This window comes from Neobittarella massiliensis (ex Bilen et al. 2018) (assembly GCF_014269355.1).
GTDB lineage: Bacteria > Bacillota > Clostridia > Oscillospirales > Ruminococcaceae > Neobittarella > Neobittarella massiliensis.
In genome coordinates, this window is sequence record NZ_JACOGI010000001.1 from 955,608 (window position 1) to 976,163 (window position 20,556).

Below are 20,556 nucleotides of genomic sequence, written 5' to 3' on the forward strand. Positions count from 1 at the left end.
AGCAGAGCGATTTTTTTGAGGTGAAGATTTGAGTAGCGGTTTATTTGAGCAATTGGGGGTCGCCGGCGGCGAGTACCAGTCGCTGTCCTGCGGCAGCGTGCTGGGTATCGCCGTAGACCGGGCCGGCAACCAGATCGAGATACAGGCCGATTTTCCTCAGCCGGTGTCCTGCCAGGTGCTGCGGGGCTGCAGCAGCCATTTGGGCCTGCAGCTGGGCTGCGGCGTGCGGCTCAACCCCCGCTTTAGCGGTGTGGCGCTCGACGAAGATGCCTTTCACATCATCGCCGAATACATACGCGAAGAAAATTCCATGTTCGACTGCATCTTCAGCGAGTGCCAGGTGTCCTTCGACGCCGAGAGCTGCACCTACGCCGTCGAGTTGAGCGGCGGCGGGCTGCGCATCTTAGAGGGTATGGGTTTTGCCCAGAAGTTCAGCCAGAAGGCGGCTGCCCTGTACGGAAGACCGGCCAAGGTGGTCTTTACCGGCGCTGTCGAGGTCGAGGCCGAGCCGCCCAAAGAGCGTATCACCTACGTAAAAGAGCTGCCCAAAAAAGAGAAGTCACCGGTAAAGGTATACACCGGGGAAGGCGACGTGCTCTTCGGCAAGACCATCAAAGACTCCGGTATCACCCCGCTGGGTGATCTCACCGACGAGTACGACATGGTAGTGATCCGGGGCAGCGTGTTCTCGATCGAGAAAAAAGAGATCCAAAACGGCGCCCGGCTCATCGTGCTGCTGGATATCACCGACGGCACCGGCTCCATGACCGTAAAGGTCATCAAGGAGCCGGACAAGCTGGCCGGGGTGATGACCCTCAAAAACGGCGACAATATCCTGGTTCGCGGTAAGGTCAGCTACGACAAGTTTGACCGCGACATCAACGTCATGCCCTACGATATCAATTTGATCGAGGGGGAGATGGGCCGGCAGGATACAGCGCCCGAAAAGAGAGTCGAGCTGCACATGCATACCAAAATGTCCTCCATGGACGGCTTGTCCGAGGCCTCTGACCTCATCATGCAGGCGCACAAGTGGGGCCATAAAGCGGTGGCCATCACCGACCACGGCGTGCTGCAGGCCTACCCTGACGTGATGAACACGGTGGCCAAAATACAGAAAGACGATCCCGATTTCAAAGCGATCTACGGGGTGGAGGGCTACTACGTCAACGACGCGGTCCCCTGCGTAAAAGGCGGCAAAAATGCCTCGCTGCAGGACGAGTATATCGTTTTCGATATCGAGACCACCGGCCTCTCCAACGCCCAGGACCGCATCACCGAGATCGGCGCGGTACTGGTGCAGGGCGGAAAAGAGATCGACCGCTTCGAGACGTTTGTCGACCCGGAGATGCCCATCCCGCCCAAGATTACCCAACTCACCGGCATCGACGATTCCATGGTGGCCGGCGCCCCCAAAGAGGCCCAGGCGGTCGCCGACTTTCTCGCCTTCTGCGGCGACCGCATCTTAGTCGCCCACAACGCCGACTTCGATACCGGCTTTATCGCCGCCGCCAGCCGCCGGCACGATCTCGACTTTCACAACACCTACATAGACACCGTCACGCTCACCCAAATGCTGTTTAAAGATCTGCACAACTATAAACTCAACACGGTGTCCAAATACTTTAATCTACCCGATTTTAATCACCACCGCGCCAGCGACGATGCCAAACAACTGGCCCTCATCCTAGAAAAACTGTTCGAGCGCTTGGCCGAGCTGGGGGTGCAGGATACCGACGGCATCCAGGCCGCTCTGCCGGGGGCCGATCCCCAAAAGCTGCGCACCTATCACATCATTTTGCTGGTGCAGACCCATACCGGCCTCAAAAATCTCTACAAGCTGGTCAGCGAGAGCAACCTCGACTACTACTTCAAGCGCCCCCGTATGCCCCGCAGCCGCATAAATGCCCTGCGGGAGGGGCTGCTCATCGGCAGTGCCTGCGAGGCCGGCGAGCTCTACCGCGCCATCATCGACGGCAAGCCCTACAAGGAGCTGCTCGAGATCGCCCGCTTTTACGACTTTTTAGAGATCCAGCCTCTGGGCAACAACCAGTTTATGATCCGCAACGGCACCGTGGCCGACGAGACGGTGATCCAGGGCTACAACCGCACCGTGTGTCAACTGGGCAAAGAGCTGGGCAAACCGGTGGTGGCCACCGGCGACGTGCACTTCCAAAACCCCGAAGACGCCATCTTCCGCGAGATACTCATGGCCGGTATGGGCTTTTCCGATGCCGGTGAACAGGCGCCGCTCTACTTTAAGACCACCCAGGAGATGCTCAAAGAATTTTCCTACCTGGGGGAGGACCTGGCCCGCGAGGTGGTCATCACCAATCCCAATATGCTGGCCGATACCATAGAGCGCGACATCCGCCCCATCCCCAAAGGCACCTTTACCCCCACCATCGAGGGGGCCGAAGAGGACCTGGTGCGCATCACCCACGAGCGGGCTGAGTCGCTCTACGGCACGCCGCTGCCCGAGATCGTCGAAAAGCGGCTGGACCGCGAGCTGCAGTCCATCATCAAGCACGGCTTTGCCGTCTTGTACATCATCGCCCAAAAGCTGGTGGCCAAGAGCGAGTCCGACGGCTATCTGGTGGGCTCCCGCGGTTCGGTGGGCTCCTCGTTCGTGGCCAGCATGGCCGGCATCTCCGAGGTAAACCCGCTGTCTCCTCACTACAGCTGTCCGAATTGCAAATACTCCGAATTCATCACCGACGGCAGCGTGGGCTCCGGCTTTGACCTGCCGGAGAAAAACTGCCCGCGGTGCGGCACGCCGCTGCACGGCGACGGTCACGATATCCCCTTCGAGACCTTTTTGGGTTTTAATGGTGACAAGGCCCCCGATATCGACCTCAACTTTTCCGGCGAGTACCAGTCCAGCGCCCACAAATATACTGAGGAGCTGTTCGGCAAGGACCACGTATTCAAAGCCGGTACCATCTCCGGCGTGCAGGATAAGACCGCCTACGGCTTTGTCATGCGTTACCTCGAAGAGCGGGGCCGGGTGGTGCATAAGGCCGAGATGAAACGGCTGGTGCAGGGCTGTACCGGCGTCAAGCGCACCACCGGCCAGCACCCCGGCGGCATGGTGGTGGTGCCCTCCAACTACGACGTGTACGACTTTACCCCCGTCCAGCACCCGGCCGAGAAAGCTGATTCCGATATCATCACCACCCACTTCGACTTCCACTCGCTGCACGACACCATCCTCAAACTCGACGAGCTGGGTCACGATGTGCCCACCCTCTGCAAGCATCTGGAGCGCCTCACCGGCATCGATATCAACACCGTCCCCATGAACGACAGACAGGTGTACCGGCTTTTTACCAGCCCCGAGCCGCTGGGCCTCACCCCTGAGGAACTGGGCAGCGAGACCGGTACCTTTGCCATCCCCGAGATGGGCACCAGCTTTGCCCGACAGATGCTCATCGACGCGCAGCCGCAAAACTTTTCCGACCTGCTGCAGATATCCGGCCTGTCCCACGGCACCGACGTGTGGCTGGGCAACGCCAAAGACCTCATCAAAAACGGCACCTGCACCATCAGCGAGGTGATCGGTACCCGCGACAGCATCATGGTCTACCTCATGCACAAGGGGCTCGATCCCAGCATGGCCTTTAAGATCATGGAGATCACCCGTAAAGGCAACGCCAAAAAGCTGTTCACCGAAGAGCACTACGCCGCCATGCGCGAGCACGGTGTGCCCGAGTGGTATATCGAGAGCTGTCTAAAGATCAAGTACATGTTCCCCAAAGCTCATGCTGCCGCCTACGTCATCGGCGCACTGCGGCTGGCCTGGTTTAAGCTCCACCGCCCGCTGGAGTTCTACGCCGCCCACTTCACCGTGCGCGGCGGCGATCTCGACGCCCACGCGGCGGTCAAGGGAAAGGCATATACCAAGGTGCAGATGGAGGCGCTGCGCGCCAAGGGAAACGAGCGCTCGGTCAAAGAGGAAGACGCATTCCAGACCTACCAGATCCTCTACGAGATGCAGCTGCGCGGCTACGAGTTTTTGCCGGTAGATATCTACCACTCCTCGGCCACCAATTACCAGATCGAAAACGGCAAGATCCGCCTGCCCTTTAACTGTATCAAAGGCGTGGGCGATACCGCCGCCCAGGGGCTGGAAGCCGCGGTCAAGGAGGGGGACTTCATCTCTATCGACGAGCTGCAGACCCGTTCGGGCATCTCCAAAACGGTGGTCGAGAGCCTCAAGGAGTTTGGCGCTTTCGGAGACCTGCCCCAGTCCAGCCAAATGACCTTTTTCTAATCGTTTCGTTGCGCGAAAAGAGCGAGCCGACACAGCCCATCCTAAGGGGCATGTCGGCTCGCTCTTTATCATATAGCAAACCAGGGGTCCACCGCAAACTCTCGCCCGGCCAGGTAAGAAAGCATACTGTCCGGCTCGGGCTGCAGCTGCAGCCGATAGGCGCAGAGCGCCTGCCAGCGGTATGCAGGGTGCTGGCCGCCGTATTTTTTGTCGCCCAGTATCGGGTGGCCGATAGCCGCCATCTGCGCCCGTATCTGGTGTGAGCGCCCGGTGTGCAAAAGTACCTCTACCTCGGCGTGTCCACCCAGCTGCCGCAGCACCCGGTATTCGGTCACTACCTTTTTGGCACCCGGTACCGGCTCGTCCAAGATCTCAGACCGGTTCTGCTGTCGGTCCTTGCGCAGGTAGCCGGTCAGCACCGCCCGGTCCGGCTGCGGCACGCCGGATACCAGGCACAAATACCGCTTTTGCACCCGGTCCTCCCGTATCAGCCGGCACAGCTCCCGCAGCGCCGGGGCGGTCTTGCCCACCAGCACCAGCCCCTGGGTGTTGCGGTCCAGCCGGTTGGCCAGCGCCGGCACAAAACTCAGTTCCCGCTGCGGCCGGTAGCTGCCGCTGGCCATCAGGTAACAGAGCACCTGATCGCGCAGGTTACAAGCACCCCGCTGCTCGCTGTGGGCAGGAGTCCCCACCGGCTTATTGACCACCAGCAGATGATCGTCCTCGTACACGATGTCATCCGCCGGCAGGGGCGGCACTGCGGCCGGCAGTGTCCCTGCCACCGCGCCGCCCCGCTGTGCCGGGTCAAACTCGTCTGGCAGGTACAGGTCCAGCTGGTCGCCCGGCTGCAGCATGGCCGACAGCTCCACCCGCTTGCGATTGACCTTGATCTTCTTTTGCCGATTGGCTTTATAGAGCAGCGACTTAGGACAGTGCACCAGCGTCTTGAGCAAAAATTTATCCAGTCGCTGCCCGGCGTCGTTGTCGCCAATGATCAGTGTAAACAGAGCAGTTCTCCTCTTTCCTTCTGCCCGCAAATAGTATATACTAAACGGGTATACATGTCGCAATTTGTCAAAAAGCAAGCACCTCTGTTTTTGGAGGTGCGGGCCTACTGGTATTGTACTGGATAATGTGCGGCAACACAAATCTTTTTTGCAGCGGGGCAGGGGCGTCTATGAAACACAATCACTACGGCCACCGGGAGCGCACCCGGCAGCTGTTTTTACAGGCCGGGCCGGCGGGCCTGCCCGATCACATGCTGCTCGAGATCCTGCTCTACTCGGCCATTCCCCAGCGCGACACCAACGATCTGGCCCACCAGCTGCTAAACACCTTCGGCAGTGTCAAAGGCGTTTTAGAGGCCGATGTGCAGCTGCTACAGCAGGTGCCGGGGGTGGGTTATAACACCGCCGTCATGCTCAAGACGGTGCTGGCCCTCTTTAGCCGCTACATGCGCGACGGACAGGACAGCTCCCGGGTGCTCAACACCTCCGAGAAGATCGGTCAATACATGCTGCCGGTCTTTTTGGGCAAGACCGATGAGGAGGTCTACCTGCTCTGTTTCGACGACCGCTTTTCGCTGCTCAAGTGTGAGTGTATCGGCGGCGGCAGCCACAATGCGGTACAGGTCAACCGGCAAAAGATCGCCGAGCGGGCGGTGGTGGCCAAGTCGAACCTGGTGGCCATCGCCCACAACCACCCCGGCGGGGTGGCTATGCCCTCCGACGAGGACATCCACGCCACCCTCGAGATCTACAAAACGCTGCGCGACCTGAATATCCAGCTGTTCGACCACATCATCGTCGCCGGCGACGACTTTGTCTCCCTGCGCGACAGCAACCTGTTCGTCGGGCTCTAGTGCCGCCTGTCCTGCCACCGGGCAGGGCAGGCGCTTTTTTGCCCATAAACACTTTCCTCTGTTGCAAAAATATAGGAGATTTTATCTCTTTTGGCCGCAGTTTGTGGTATGATGGAGATTGGGCAGAAAAGTGACTGTACTGCGCCCGGCAGTGGGCAGAATAGCTGTGGCGGGCGGGTCGCTGGCGACTCGGTCCAGCGGCGACCGATCTCGACAGATCCGGTTGACAAAGACCTACAAAAGCAGTAGTATATTAAGGTGCAGAAACGTTTGTTCTTATAGAGCATTGGAAGATAGGGAAGAGATATGGGCGAAGAAAAAGTTTTTCAGCTGGTGGCGCCGTACAGCCCTACCGGCGACCAGCCACAGGCCATCGAAAAGCTCACCGCGGGGGTGCTGCGGGGCGACAAAGAGCAGACGCTGCTGGGCGTCACCGGCTCGGGCAAGACCTTTACCATGGCCAACATCATCGCCAATACCGGCCGCCCCACACTGGTACTGGCCCACAACAAAACACTGGCCGCACAGCTGTGCTCCGAGTTCCGCGAGTTTTTCCCCCACAATGCGGTCGAGTATTTTGTCTCCTATTACGACTACTACCAGCCCGAGGCCTACATCGCCTCCACCGATACCTATATCGAAAAAGACAGCGCCATCAACGAGGAGATCGAGCGCATGCGCCACTCGGCCACCGCCGCTCTGTCCGAGCGGCGCGACGTCATCCTGGTGGCCAGCGTCTCCTGTATCTACTCGCTGGGCGACCCCATCGACTACCACACCATGGTCATCTCGCTGCGCCCGGGCATGGAAAAAGACCGCGACGAGCTCATCAAAAAACTGGTGAGCCTGCAGTACGAGCGCAACGACCTCAACTTTGTGCGCAATAAATTCCGGGTGCGGGGCGACGTGGTGGAGATCTACCCCGCCTACTCGTCCGAGACGGCCATCCGGGTCGAGTTTTTCGGCGACGAGATCGACCGCATCTGCGAGATAAACCCCCTCACCGGCGAGGTGAAGAACGTGGTGGGCCATGTGGCCATCTACCCGGCCTCCCACTACATCGTCCCGCAGGAGAAGATGAAGGCGGCTATCGCCAACATCGAGGAGGAGCTGCAGCAGCGCATCGCCCAGTTTAAGGCCGAGGGCAAACTCATCGAGGCCCAGCGCATCGAGCAGCGCACCCACTACGACATCGAGATGCTGCAGGAGATCGGTTTCTGTAAGGGGATCGAGAACTACTCACGGGTGCTCTCGGGCCGCGAGCCGGGCAGCACCCCCAACACCCTGCTCGACTATTTCCCCGACGACTTTTTGCTGTTCGTCGACGAGTCCCACGTGTCGCTGCCGCAGGTGCGCGGCATGTTCGCCGGCGACTTCGCCCGCAAAAAAAACCTGGTCGACTACGGGTTCCGCCTGCCGTCGGCCTTCGACAACCGGCCGCTCAACTTCGACGAGTTCTACCAAAAGCTCAACCAGGTCATCTTCGTCTCGGCCACCCCCAACGAGCTGGAGCGCGAAAAGAGCACCCAGATCGTGGAGCAGGTCATCCGCCCCACCGGCCTGATGGACCCCGAGGTCATCGTCAAGCCGGTCGAGGGCCAGATAGACGACCTTTACGGCGAGATACAGAAGCGCCGCCAGCGCGGCGAGCGGGTGCTGGTGACCACCCTCACCAAAAAGATGGCCGAGGACCTGACCGATTACCTGGAGGGGATGGACGTGCGGGTGCGCTACATGCACCACGGCACCGAGACCATCGAGCGCATGGAGATCATCCGCGACCTGCGCCTGGGTGAGTTCGACGTGCTGGTGGGCATCAACCTACTGCGTGAGGGGCTGGATATCCCCGAGGTGTCGCTGGTGGCCATCCTCGACGCCGACAAGGAGGGTTTCCTCCGCTCCGAGACCTCGCTGATACAGACCATCGGCCGCGCCGCCCGCAACGCCGGCGGCCAGGTCATCATGTACGCCGACAGCGTCACCCGCTCCATGGAGGCGGCCATCCGCGAGACCGAGCGCCGCCGCGCCATCCAGGGCAAATATAACCAGGAGCACGGCATCACCCCCCAGACCATCATCAAGCCGGTGCGCGACATTATCGAGATATCTTCCAAAGATACCGACGACGAGAAGAAATACAAAAAACTCAGCCGTGCCAAGAAGATGGAGATGATCGACGCGCTCACCAAAGAGATGCGCCAGGCGGCCCAGCTGCTGGAGTTCGAGCAGGCGGCGTTCTTGCGCGACAAGATCGCCAAGCTCAAGGCGATGAAATAGATAGACCCAGTATCCCCCAACGATCTCCCCAAAAAGAGGAAGTTTATAAAAGAGAGGAACGCAGATTGGCTACAGATAAGATCCGCATCAAAGGTGCCCGCGAGCACAACCTGAAAAACGTCGATGTCACCATCCCCCGCGACCAGCTGGTGGTCTTTACCGGGCTGTCGGGCTCGGGCAAGTCGTCGCTGGCCTTCGACACCATCTACGCCGACGGACAGCGCCGGTACGTCGAGAGCCTGTCCTCCTACGCCCGCCAGTTTTTGGGCCAGATGGAAAAGCCGGACGTCGACTACATCGAGGGGCTGAGCCCCGCCATCTCCATCGACCAGAAGACCACCTCCCGCAACCCGCGCTCCACCGTGGGCACCGTCACCGAAATATACGACTACCTGCGCCTACTGTACGCCCGTATCGGCGTGCCCCACTGCCCCATCTGCGGGCGCGAGATCAAGCAGCAGACCATCGACCAGATCGTGGACAAGGTGCTCTCACTGGATGAGGGGGACCGCATCCAGGTGCTGGCGCCGGTGGTGCGCGGCCGCAAAGGCGAACACCTCAAAGAGTTCGAGTCGGCCCGGCGCAGCGGCTTTGTGCGGGTGCGGGCCGACGGCAGCATCTTCGACCTGACCGAGGAGATAAAGCTCGACAAGAATAAAAAGCACAACATCGAGGTGGTCATCGACCGCCTGGTCATCAAAGAGGGGATCAAGTCCCGCCTGACCGATTCACTGGAGACCGCCACCTCGCTCTCGGGCGGGCTGGTCATCATCGACGTGGTGGGAAAAGAGGAGCTGCTCTTCTCCCAAAACTACGCCTGCCCCGAGCACGGGGTCAGCATCGAGGAGCTCGAGCCCCGCATGTTCTCGTTCAACAACCCCTTTGGCGCCTGCGAGAAGTGCACCGGCCTGGGCACCTTTCTCAAGGTAGACCCCGATCTGGTGGTGCCCGACAAGAAAAAGTCCATCCGCCAGGGGGCCATCCGCGCCTCCGGCTGGTACTACAAAGACTCGTCCACCATCTCCCACATGTACTACGACGGGCTGGCCAAGGCCTACGGCTTCACCCTCGACACCCCTTTTGCCGAGATCCCCAAAAAGGGGCAGGAGGCCATCCTCTACGGCACCGGCAAAAAGGCCATCGAGATGACCCGCCAAAACGAGTACGGCACCGGCGTGTACAAGACCACCTTCGAGGGCATCATCAACAATCTCGAGCGCCGTTTCCGCGAGACCAGCAGCAACTGGATGCGCGAGGAGATACAGGATGTGATGAGCTCGGTGCTGTGCCCCGACTGCGGCGGCGACCGGCTGAAAAAAGAGTCTCTGGCGGTCACCATCGCCGGCAAGAACATTATCGAGTTCACCAACATGTCGGTGGTCGACGAGCTCAGCTTTATCGAGAACATGCACCTGAGCGAGCGCGACGAGATGATTGCCGGCCAGGTGTTTAAAGAGATCAAGGAGAGACTCACCTTCTTAAAGAGCGTGGGTCTGGGCTACCTGACCCTGGCCCGCTCGGCCACCACTCTCTCCGGCGGCGAGAGCCAGCGCATCCGCCTGGCCACCCAGATCGGCTCCTCGCTGATGGGGGTGCTCTACATCCTCGACGAGCCCAGCATCGGCCTGCACCAGCGCGACAACGACAAACTCATCGGCACCCTCAAGCGGCTGCGCGACCTGGGCAATACCCTCATTGTGGTGGAGCACGACGAGGACACCATCCGCGAGGCCGACTACATCGTCGATATCGGCCCCGGCGCCGGGGTGTACGGCGGGGAAGTGGTGGCCGCCGGCAGCCTGCGGGATATCGAGAACTGCAAAGAGTCCGTCACCGGCCAGTACCTCTGCGGCGCCCAAAAGATCGAGGTGCCCAAGTCCCGCCGTAAGGGCAACGGTAAATTTATCGAGGTCAAAAAAGCGTCTCAGAACAACCTGAAAAACGTCAACGTCAAAATACCGCTGGGCACCTTTACCTGTGTGACCGGCGTGTCCGGCTCGGGCAAATCCTCACTCATCAACGAGGTGCTCTACAAGGCGCTGGCCAAGGAACTCAACGGCGCCAAATCGCGGCCGGGCAAGCACCAAAAGATCGTGGGCATGGAAAATCTCGACAAGGTCATCGGTATTGACCAGTCTCCCATCGGCCGCACCCCGCGCTCCAACCCCGCCACCTATACCGGCGTGTTCACCGATATCCGCAACTTCTTTGCCGAGACCGCCGACGCCAAGGCACGCGGCTACACCTCCAGCCGCTTCTCCTTCAATGTCAAAGGCGGCCGCTGCGAGGCCTGTCAGGGCGACGGCATCATCAAGATCGAGATGCATTTTTTGCCCGATATCTTCGTCCCCTGCGATGTATGCCACGGCAAACGGTATAATCGCGAGACTTTGGAAGTAAAATATAAAGGTAAGAGCATTTACGACGTGCTGGAGATGTCCATCGACGAGGCCTATGTGTTTTTCGAGAACATCCCCCGCATCAAGGCCAAGCTGCAGACCCTCTTAGACGTGGGCCTGGGCTACATCAAGCTGGGCCAGCCGGCCACCACCCTCTCCGGCGGCGAGGCACAGCGGGTGAAACTCTCGCTGGAGCTGTCGCGCCGGGCCACCGGCAAGACCATCTACGTGCTGGATGAGCCCACCACCGGCCTGCACACCGCCGACGTGCACAAGCTCATCGGCGTGCTGCAGCGGCTGGTAGACGCCGGCAACACCATTATCGTCATCGAGCACAACCTGGATATCGTCAAGGTGGCCGACTACATCATCGACATCGGCCCCGAGGGCGGCGATCAGGGCGGCGAGATCGTGGCTACCGGCACCCCCGAAAAGGTGGCCAAAGTGGCCGGCTCCTACACCGGTAAATACCTGCAAAAAATGCTGGCCGATTCGCAGTAGTGGCGGCTGGCCGCCCATTTTGCGTCCCCGTGCACAGAGTCTGGAAATTCTTGCAAAAAGGGTATTTACAATTGTGGACTAACTTGGTATAATTAGATCGTAACAAAGAGGCGCTACCCAAAACACCGGCGCCTTCACTGAAAGGAGTTTTTCACATGACAAAATATGTGTGCACCGTTTGTGGTTATGTTTACGACGAGGCTGAAGGCGCTCCCGACGCCGGCGTTGCTGCCGGTACTGTCTGGGCCGACGTGCCCGAGGATTTTGTCTGCCCCCTGTGCGGCGTAGGCAAAGATATGTTCGAGGAGCAGGCCTGATTTTCAGCGATAGCTTTTAAAAAAGAGAGCAGACGGCACATCTCATGTGTGCCGCCTGCTTTTTTCTGTGCAAAAAAGGGCAGGGCAGAGGTCGCTCAAACAGAGTTCTCCTTTGCCCCTAGGGGACGCCACAGTGCCCCAAGCGGGCCTCCAGCGCCCTCCAGCGCACTGACATATCTGCTTGTCCCTTATCGCTGTCCGGTAGCGCGCTCTAGGCGATACAAGATCACCGGTGTCAGTCCATACCCACAACACAACCCCGGCAGCTCTGCCCGGCTACTGTGTTCTAAAAAACAGTGGTGTCACCGGTCAGAGCCCGCATACCGCTCCACCGCCACCTGTCAGGCCGCCCGGTGCAGCCCGGCATAGACCCGCCCCCACTGCCAGTTGTCCGCGATCCGTGCATTTGACCGCTCGCACCCGCATCTACGTGCGCGGGTACATATGTACCCACCGCACTTCTCTTTTTCACCGTCGCCTACGACCGATAGCGCCGGTTATGGTGCCGGTGTAAGTAGCGCCCCATCTTTCGCCAGAAACAGCCCCACCGCTGCCCGGCCATCAGCAGGTGGTAAGCTGCCGGCCGGGACACGAGGTCCAGCTCGCCGGCAAAGGTGCAGGGTTGCCCGCCAAACCCCTTTTTAAAGCGGTATATGCCGTAATCGGGGTGCTGTGGCTGCTGCCAGTGGGGGATTGCCCCAAAGTCGTAAACGGTGCAGCCGCCGTCCAGTGCCCAGCAGATCATCTCCCACTGCATCAGGTGGTTGGGCATGCAGCGGCGCTCACAGCTACTAGAGGCCCCGTACAGATAGCAGGCCTTACCCCCATAGCGTATACACAGCGCCCCCGACAGCGCCCGCCCTTCGTGCCGACAGATAAAAAGCCGGGCGCACTGGGGCCCAAAGGCCCGCAACAGGGCAGAGAAATACGCTTTGGGGCGGATGGTGAATCCATCCCGCCGCCCGGTCTCGATCATCAGCTCGTAAAACTCGTCCAGTGCCTCCTCTCCGCACAGCGCGCACACTACACCGCGCCGCTGGGCCAGCCGCAGGTTGTACCGCCACTTGGGGTGAAAGTCGGCGAGTATCTGTGCGCGGTCCCGTCCAGCCAGCGGCAATACATACAGGGTACGGGGCTGGATGGTATTGTAATCGCCCTGTTGCGGCCCCGGCCGAAAGCCGGCCTGTCGCCACGGGGTCAGCACCTTTGGTTCGTTACTGGCTAGCCAGGGGTCACAGCGGTAAAAACAGGCGTGACAGCGGTGTGCCAACTCCCGGGCGCCGTCGGCGAAATCCGCCACCAGCGCCTCGTCGCTCAGGTCACCCACCGGCCCGCGGGGGCTATACAGTATGCCCCCAAAGGGCGGCGGCAGTTTTTTGTGCAGCACCAGTGCCGCCCCGCGCAGAGCGCCATCGGTCCGGCGCGATACCAGCAAATAGTGACCCCAACCGGCCTTTACCTGCGCCCAGGCGGCCGATTGGGTAAAGCTGCCGTTGTGGCAGGCGCAGATAAAGGCCTCGTATTCGGTCACTTGGCTGTCGTCTGGATGATCGATGATCTGGTACATGTTGCGCTCCGATCTGTCGGCCCTGTCACCGCTCTGGATGACGGGGCAAAAGTCCGCTGCGACAGCGGGGGATTTTGCCGCAGACCGCATATGGTGTTTAATACTCATGTTATCTGTATTCCAGATAAAAGTCAATATCTGTTATACAGATAAGCCATACTGAGATCGGTGATGCGATATGGCTTATAAACACATAAAAGACCTGCGGGTCGATCGTGATATCCGCCAGCGGGAGCTGGCCCAGCTGTTGGGCATGGCCCAAAATACCTACTCCCAGTACGAGACGGGCACTATAGCCCTCACCGCCGAGGTGCTCTGTAAATTGGCCGATTTTTACGGAACCAGTGTCGACTACCTGCTCGACCGCACCGATGACCCGGCACCGCCCCCCTCGCGGGAAAGGCGGGAACATTATAAACTTTGACTGTCTAAATATCTTTTGCTGCCGCCTTGTTTCGCTCTGCTGCGCTGTGGTATAATACCCAGGAAAACAGGGGAGACCCTCTTTCATCTGCGAACAGACGTTCCAAAGGAGGAATTTTTATGGTGATCGAGCCAAAGATCAGGGGTTTTATCTGTACCACCGCCCACCCCGTGGGCTGCCGGGCAGAGGTAAAGCGCCAAATAGACTATGTAAAATCTCAGCCGGCAGTCAGCGGCCCTAAAAAGGTGTTGGTGTTGGGCTGTTCTACCGGCTACGGCCTCTCCTCGCGCATCGCGGCCGCGTTTGGCTGCGGCGCCGCCACGCTCGGGGTGGCGTTCGAGCGCCCGGCAGCCGGTAAGCGCACCGCTACCGCCGGCTGGTACAACTGCGCCGCCTTCGAGGAATTTGCCGCCGCCGACGGCCTGTATGCCCAAACCATAAACGGCGACGCCTTTTCCCCCCAGATAAAAGAAGAGACGATCGCCCGCATCCGCCGCGATCTGGGCCAGGTAGATATGGTGATCTACAGTCTGGCCGCACCGCGCCGCACGGTGGGGGAGGTGACCTACTCCTCGGTGCTCAAGACCACCGGCGAGCCCTACACCAACAAGACCATCGATCTCAAGACCCGCCAGGTGTCCGAGATCACCATCCCGCAGGCCACCGAACAGGAGATTGCCGACACCGTTAAAGTGATGGGCGGCGAGGACTGGATGGACTGGATGCTGCAGCTGCAAAATGCCGGTGTGCTGGCCCCCGGCGCCACCACCGTGGCCTATTCGTACATCGGGCCCGCGCTCACCCATCCCATGTACTTAAACGGCTCTATCGGCCAGGCCAAAAAACACCTCTATCAAACGGCCGGCCAAATAGCGGCGCAGATACCGGGTGTGCACAGCTATGTCTCGGTGAATAAGGCGCTGGTCACCCAGTCCTCAGCCGCTATCCCCATCGTGCCGCTCTACGTGTCCATCCTCTATAAAGTCATGAAAGAGAAAGACCTGCACGAGGGCTGTGCCCGCCAGATGTACCGCCTGTTCTCCCAAAAACTGTTTGGCGCCGCGCCCCAGACCGACGAGCAGGGCTACCTGCGGCTCGACGACCTCGAGATGCGCCCCGACGTGCAGGAACAGGTGAGCCTTATCTGGGAGCAGCTCAACAGTCAAAATGTCTCGCAGCTGGCCGATATCGACGGCTACTGGGACGACTTTTACCGTATGTTCGGCTTTGGCATCGAGGGCGTGGACTATAAGCAGGATGTCGATCCCGATGTCGCGATCCCCAGTATCCACAGCTAGAGCCCGTCTGTGACGGGGCCGGCCGCACTCCACTCAGATCAAAATACCGCATAAAAGAGGGCCCGCAGCGCATGGCTGTGGGTCCTCTTTTCTTGTTGACAAAGTATACTATGTATTATATAGTATTAGGTAAAGGGAGGTAACGCCATGGATACACAGCTCAAAAAGGGGCTGCTGGAGATATGTGTGCTCTCGCTGCTGCGGCGCGAAGACTCCTACGGCTATAAGATCATGGGGGACCTGCCCCCGTACGCCGCCGTATCCGAATCGACCCTGTATCCGATCTTAAAACGGTTGGAGGCCGGGGGCTGCCTGCTCACCTACACCCAGGCCCACAACGGGCGGCTGCGCAAGTATTACCGCATCACCCCCGAGGGGCAGCAGCGCATCGCCGAATTTATCGATCAGTGGCGCGAGATCGAAAAAATATACCACTTTATAATCGAGGAGGACCAGACCGATGGACCGCGAGAGATTTTTTAAAGAGCTGCGCAAGTTGCTGGGGCAGCTCTCCCCGCAGGAGCGGGAACAGATATTCCAGTACTATGCCGAGATCATCGACGACAAGATCGAGGGCGGTATGAGCGAGGCCCAGGCAGTGGCGCAGCTGGGCACGCCGCACCAGGTGGCCGTCAAGATCTTAGAGGAAAACGGAGCCGCGCCCAACAGCAGCACCGGCAGCGGTACCGGCTCTAAAGTGCTCATCACCGTGGCGCTGGTCCTGGGCTCGCCGCTGTGGTTGTCGCTGGGCATCGCCGCCTTGGCTCTGCTGCTCTCGGCCTTCATCGTGGTCCTCGCACTGCTGCTGACTGCGGGGGTCATGGGCCTGTGCGGAGTGCTCATGCTGGTGCCATCGGTGCTGCTGGCCTTTCGCGAACCAGCCGCCGGGCTGTTTCAAGTGGGCTGCTGCCTGTTCGTATCTGGTCTGGCCATACCGTTTGGCCTGGGCAGCTACAAGCTGTGGGGCGCGCTGTGCCGGCTGATAGACACCCTGATCAAAAGACTGCGCGGTAAGAGCGCCGAGAGGAGGACTGCCCAGTGAAAAAGACAAGAGTATGGCTGGCGGTAGCCGGCGGCCTGTGCGGGGTGGGGCTGGTGCTCGCCGCCTGCGGTTTCGCCATGTCCGGTTTCGACATATATCAGATGGACGGCAGTGTGGGGGAGAGCAAGATGTATACAGCAAAACAGAGCCAGAGCGTAGAGCAGCTAGAGGTAGATATCGAAAATCTGCGGCTGCAGATCGAGGTGGACGAGACCGCCACCCAGATCCAGGTAGAGTATCAAGAGAGCACCCGGCGCGAGTTTACCGTCGAGCAGGTGGGCCACAAGCTCAAAGTGTACGCCCGCGATGTGCGCCGCTGGTATAATCCCTTCGTCGACGGCATCATGCAGCTGGATATCGCCCCGGTCAGGGTAATACTGCCCAAAAACTACGCGGGCAGCATCACCGGCAAGACCCGTAACGGCCGTATCACGCTCACCGGCCTGCACACCGAGCAGGCTGTGCTGCTGAGCACCACCAACGCCAAGATCGAGCTGCAGGATGTGTCCTGTTACAGCCTGCAGGCCACCTCGACCAACGGCAAGATCGATCTGAACACCGTCAGCATACAGGAGTCGCTGAGCGCCACCACCTCCAACGCCAAATGCGAACTGCTGCGCGTGTCGGCCAAAAGCGGCAGCGTGCACTCCACCAACGGCAAGCTGGAGCTCACCGACGTGCACCTGCAAGAGACGCTGCGGGCCGAGACCAGCAACGGGGCTATCGTCCTGGAGCGTCTGCAGGCGCCGGATATCGAGCTGCATACCCGCAACGGCAGTATCAAGGGCAGTATAGATGGCCGCCAGCAGGATTATAATATCATCTGCACCACCACCAACGGCTCGGCCGAGCCCGGGTCCTCCGGCATAGATAAGGCACGCGCCAAACAGCTGTTGGCCGAGACCACCAACGCCTCGATCCGTCTTGAGTTCGTCCAGCAGTAGTCGCCGGTCCAATCTCGGCCTGCGCACCTGCGGTGCCGGTGTGCCCTAAAGCGCCCCCGGTTGCGCATCTTTTTGCGCAGCAGTTGCCCCCGGGCGTGAGATGCTTGTATTGCGCTCTAAAAAAGCCTGCTGCCAGTCGGCGAGTGGCGTGGGCGGCGCCCATCATGCACCGCCACCGACATGTCTGGCCGGCGGCGCGGCAGGTGCTGATCGACAAATAGAAAAAGGCCCGCTCGGTCACACGAGCGGGCCTTTTTATCGCCTCTATTCGATCTGTATGTTTTTCTTTTTCAGGGTCTGGTTGGTCTTGCGAGAGATCAGGGTGTAGAGCACCGAGCAGATGGGCACGCCCAGCAAAATGCCCATGATGCCGTAGGTGGCCGAGCCGATGATCATGGCCGCCATCACCCAAAAACCCGACAGCCCGATGGAGGTGCCCACGATGCGCGGATAGATGAGACTGCCCTCTAACTGCTGCAGGCAGATGATGAACACCACGAACCACAGCGCCTTGATGGGGTCCTCGATCAGGATCAGCAGCGCACTGGGGATGGCGCCGATGTAGGCGCCCAATATGGGGATCAGCGCGGTGGCCCCCACGATGACGCTGATGAGCGGGGCGAAGGGAAACTTAAAGATGCTCATGCCCAAAAAGCACAGCCCACCCAAAATAAAAGCCTCGGTCAACTGACCGGTAAAGTAGCAGCAGAAGGTCTCGTTGGTCAGGCGGCACACCGACAGGCTGCGGTCGTAAAAGTTTTTGGGCAGTGCGCAGGCGGCGACCTTTTTAATGCCCCGCAGCATGCGCTCCTTGCCAAACAGCAGGTAGATGGCAAACACAAAGCCCATGATGAAATTGACGATGCTGGAGGCCACCCCCATCACCGAGCCCACCACCAGTGGCGCCAGGTCCGAGAGAAAATTGACCGCGCTCTCCAGCAGATCGTTGAAGGTCTTGGTCAGCTGGGCGATGACCTCTTTTGGCAGCTCGATGTTTTTAGACAGCTTGATGAGCAGGTTCTGCAGTTCCTGCACGTAAGACGGCACCCGGTTGCCCAGCGTCATCACGCTGCGGCTCACTTCGGGGATGATGTACCAGATAAGCAGAGTGAAGATGGCCAGTACCAGTAAAATGGTCAGCACGATAGAGACGGCCCGGCACAGGCTGGGCTTTTTCTCCCGGCTGATCAGCCGCCCCACCAGCTTCGCCTCGATCACCCGCATGGGCAGGTTCAGGATAAAGGCGATAAAAATGCCGATGAGGATGGGGCTGATGAGCCCCATCGAGTAAGACAGCATCTCGTACAGCGCGCCCAGGTTATTGAGCGCCAGGTAAAGTAAAATAGCGTAGGTGATGGGCAGCCAGTACTTTTTAAGGGTCTCGAAGTATGCTTTCAATGTATCACGTCCTCACAGTGTAAGCGCCGTGCCGGGCGCAGCGGATGGCTCAGTTGGTGCGGCTTGCATACCCCATATTATAGTTGTCAGAAAGTGGGATGTCAAAACAAATCCGCGGCGGCAGGTCACAGTTTTACGCTTTTTCGGGGCGGTATTTTTGGCGGGCAAAGAACTTGAAGAAAACTGACGAAAATGGTATGATAAAGCAGTAAGTTCATTTGGGGAGGACACAGTTTGGAAATCACCGGTACCGGCGGCAGCCAGCAGTTCGACAGCCGCCTTTTAGATAGCGCCCGCCAGCTGATACAGCGCCTTTTCGGCGACCGCATACCACTGGCTCACGTACACTCCTACGGCTGTCAGGGAAATGTCAGCGACGGCGAAAAGATCAGCGGCCTGCTGGCTCAGATGGGTTACGGTTTCACCGCCGACCCCGGCCGGGCCGACCTGGTCATCTACAATACCTGCGCCATCCGCGAGCACGCCGAGGAAAAATTGTTTGGCAATGTGGGCGCACTCAAACACGCCAAGCGCCGCAACCCCGACATGGTCATCGGTCTGTGCGGCTGTATGATGCAGCAGCCGGCGGTGGCCGAGAAGATCAAAAAGAGCTACCCCTATGTCGACCTGGTGTTCGGCACCCACGCCCTGCAAAACCTGCCGCAAAATCTGTGCGAGCTGTTGCAGGGCCGCCAGCAGGGCAAAAAGCGGGTGTTCGACACGGACGAGCAGAAAAACATCATCTACGAGGGGATCCCCACCCGCCGCGAGGGCAGCCTCAAGGCCTGGGTGCCCATCATGTACGGGTGCGACAACTTCTGTTCCTACTGCGTGGTGCCGCTGGTGCGGGGCCGCGAGGTCAGCCGCCAGCCGGCCGATGTGCTGCGCGAGATCGAGCAGCTGGTGGGGCAGGGGTACCGCGATATCACTCTGCTGGGCCAAAACGTCAACTCCTACGGCAAAGGCCTGGCCGAGCCCTGCGACTTCGCCGACCTGTTGCAGCGCATCTGCCAGATACCCGGTGATTTCTGGATACGGTTCATGACCTCACACCCCAAAGATATCACCCACAAGCTCATCGATACCATCGCCCAAAACGACAAGCTCTGTAATCACATCCACCTGCCGGTCCAGTCGGGCTGTGACCGGGTACTGCGCGAGATGAATCGCCACTACGACGTCGAGAAATACCTGTCTATCGTCGACTACGCCCGCCAAAAGATCCCCGCGGTCTCCTTTACCAGCGACATCATCGTGGGTTTCCCCGGCGAGCAGTACGAGGAATTTTTGCAGACCGTCGACCTCATCAAAAAGGTGCGCTACGACAGCCTGTTTACCTTTATCTTCTCCCCGCGGCCGGGCACCCGCGCCGCCAAAATGGAGGACCCGGTACCGGCCAAAGAAAAGTCGCGCTGGTTTGGCCAGCTGCTGGAGGTACAGCGGCAGGTGGGCCGGCAGCGCTATGGCGAGCTGGTGGGCCAAACGGTCCGGGTGCTGTGCGAGGGCCCTGGCAAGACCGGCCCCGGGTATATGAGCGGCCGCGACGAACACAATATGGTGGTGGACTTTATCGGAGATAGCACCCTCTGTGGCCACTTTGTCACCGTAGAGGTCGACCGGGTCGCCAGCTGGGCGCTGGTGGGCCACCGGGTCGACTGACCGCCGTATCCGGCACGATCATACCGATATTTCGCCGGCGGCTGTCGGCAGGATATAACAAAATTTTTGGAGGCAATAAAATGGACGACGCGATTTTAAAGCTGGCCCGCGAGCTGGCCAAAGAGATCCAGAAGGACGACCGCTACCTGGCGCTGGAGCTGGCCAAGCAGGGCAACGACAACGACAAGGCCCTGGCCGAGCTCATCGGTAAATTCAACCTGGTGCGCATGAACATCAACGGCGAGATGGGCAAAAAAGATAAGGACCAGCAGCGCATCGACACCCTCAATCAGGAGATGCGCGACCTCTACGCCAAGATCATGCAAAACCCCAATATGGTGATCTTCTCCGGCGCCAAAGAGGCCATGGACCAGCTGGCCAACCAGATCAACGCCATCCTCATGGGCGCCATCAACGGCGAGGACCCCGACGCCATCGATGTCGAGAGCGCCGGCTGCGGCGGCAACTGTGCCTCCTGCGGCGGCTGTGGCTGTTAAGGACCGATAGAGCACTTGCTACAGGGCTGCGGGCGACCGCGGCCCTGTATGGGATATGGGCGCCTCGGACAGGTCGGGGCGCAGGGTAGGAGCAGAAAA

General features: G+C 59.7%; 15 protein-coding genes. 12 read left to right on the forward strand and 3 right to left on the reverse strand.

Annotated features, from left to right (window positions below; all coding sequences use genetic code 11):
* The first annotated feature begins 28 nt into the window (after positions 1–28).
* Complete coding sequence (locus H8K20_RS04390) at positions 29–4,273, forward strand: PolC-type DNA polymerase III (RefSeq protein ID WP_243206178.1); 4,245 nt, start codon at positions 29–31, stop codon at positions 4,271–4,273.
* A 68-nt stretch (positions 4,274–4,341) separates the two neighbouring features.
* On the opposite strand, the gene H8K20_RS04395 is transcribed toward H8K20_RS04390, so the two are convergent.
* A complete protein-coding gene (locus tag H8K20_RS04395) occupies positions 4,342–5,310 on the reverse strand; it encodes an RluA family pseudouridine synthase (protein WP_105204099.1) in 969 nt (322 codons plus the stop codon).
* 140 nt (positions 5,311–5,450) lie between these two features.
* Between H8K20_RS04395 and H8K20_RS04400 the strand changes: the two genes are divergently transcribed.
* The 4 genes from H8K20_RS04400 to H8K20_RS04415 all read left to right on the forward strand — a co-directional run bounded on the left by H8K20_RS04400 (position 5,451) and on the right by H8K20_RS04415 (position 11,628).
* On the forward strand, positions 5,451–6,134 hold the full coding sequence (locus tag H8K20_RS04400; protein ID WP_164998121.1) for a JAB domain-containing protein: 684 nt from the start codon (positions 5,451–5,453) through the stop codon (positions 6,132–6,134).
* 306 nt (positions 6,135–6,440) lie between these two features.
* Positions 6,441–8,411, forward strand: a complete 1,971-nt coding sequence (uvrB, locus tag H8K20_RS04405) for an excinuclease ABC subunit UvrB (protein WP_105203782.1) — start codon at positions 6,441–6,443, stop codon at positions 8,409–8,411.
* Between the two features lie 65 nt (positions 8,412–8,476).
* On the forward strand, positions 8,477–11,311 hold the full coding sequence (gene uvrA / locus H8K20_RS04410) for an excinuclease ABC subunit UvrA (RefSeq protein ID WP_186487592.1): 2,835 nt from the start codon (positions 8,477–8,479) through the stop codon (positions 11,309–11,311).
* 155 nt (positions 11,312–11,466) lie between these two features.
* Entirely contained in the window at positions 11,467–11,628 is a 162-nt protein-coding gene (locus H8K20_RS04415; protein ID WP_186487593.1) for a rubredoxin, read from the forward strand.
* A gap of 478 nt (positions 11,629–12,106) precedes the next feature.
* Here H8K20_RS04415 and H8K20_RS04420 read toward each other — a convergent pair whose 3' ends face one another.
* Positions 12,107–13,195, reverse strand: coding sequence for a lipid II:glycine glycyltransferase FemX (locus H8K20_RS04420; RefSeq protein ID WP_186487594.1), 1,089 nt, complete (start codon positions 13,193–13,195; stop codon positions 12,107–12,109).
* Positions 13,196–13,373: 178 nt separating this feature from the next.
* Here H8K20_RS04420 and H8K20_RS04425 point away from each other — a divergent pair, with 178 nt between their 5' ends.
* The 5 genes from H8K20_RS04425 to H8K20_RS04445 all read left to right on the forward strand — a co-directional run bounded on the left by H8K20_RS04425 (position 13,374) and on the right by H8K20_RS04445 (position 16,903).
* A complete protein-coding gene (locus tag H8K20_RS04425; protein ID WP_186487595.1) occupies positions 13,374–13,619 on the forward strand; it encodes a helix-turn-helix domain-containing protein in 246 nt (81 codons plus the stop codon).
* Positions 13,620–13,738: 119 nt separating this feature from the next.
* Positions 13,739–14,917, forward strand: a complete 1,179-nt coding sequence (fabV, locus tag H8K20_RS04430) for an enoyl-ACP reductase FabV (RefSeq protein ID WP_186487596.1) — start codon at positions 13,739–13,741, stop codon at positions 14,915–14,917.
* Between the two features lie 147 nt (positions 14,918–15,064).
* Positions 15,065–15,400, forward strand: a complete 336-nt coding sequence (locus tag H8K20_RS04435) for a PadR family transcriptional regulator (protein ID WP_105203788.1) — start codon at positions 15,065–15,067, stop codon at positions 15,398–15,400.
* Positions 15,378–15,959, forward strand: coding sequence for a DUF1700 domain-containing protein (locus H8K20_RS04440; protein ID WP_186487597.1), 582 nt, complete (start codon positions 15,378–15,380; stop codon positions 15,957–15,959). Before H8K20_RS04435 ends, H8K20_RS04440 begins: the two co-directional genes overlap by 23 nt.
* Positions 15,956–16,903 carry a DUF4097 family beta strand repeat-containing protein gene (locus H8K20_RS04445; protein ID WP_186487598.1) on the forward strand — a complete coding sequence of 316 codons (948 nt, stop codon included), beginning with the start codon at positions 15,956–15,958 and terminating at the stop codon, positions 16,901–16,903. Before H8K20_RS04440 ends, H8K20_RS04445 begins: the two co-directional genes overlap by 4 nt.
* A 264-nt stretch (positions 16,904–17,167) precedes the next feature.
* Here the strand turns inward: H8K20_RS04445 and H8K20_RS04450 are convergent, their stop codons facing one another.
* A complete protein-coding gene (locus tag H8K20_RS04450) occupies positions 17,168–18,301 on the reverse strand; it encodes an AI-2E family transporter (RefSeq protein WP_186487599.1) in 1,134 nt (377 codons plus the stop codon).
* A 234-nt stretch (positions 18,302–18,535) separates the two neighbouring features.
* Here H8K20_RS04450 and miaB point away from each other — a divergent pair, with 234 nt between their 5' ends.
* Entirely contained in the window at positions 18,536–19,960 is a 1,425-nt protein-coding gene (miaB, locus tag H8K20_RS04455) for a tRNA (N6-isopentenyl adenosine(37)-C2)-methylthiotransferase MiaB (RefSeq protein ID WP_207721452.1), read from the forward strand.
* Between the two features lie 80 nt (positions 19,961–20,040).
* Entirely contained in the window at positions 20,041–20,457 is a 417-nt protein-coding gene (locus H8K20_RS04460) for a YlbF/YmcA family competence regulator (protein ID WP_186487600.1), read from the forward strand.
* The last annotated feature ends 99 nt before the right edge of the window (positions 20,458–20,556 follow it).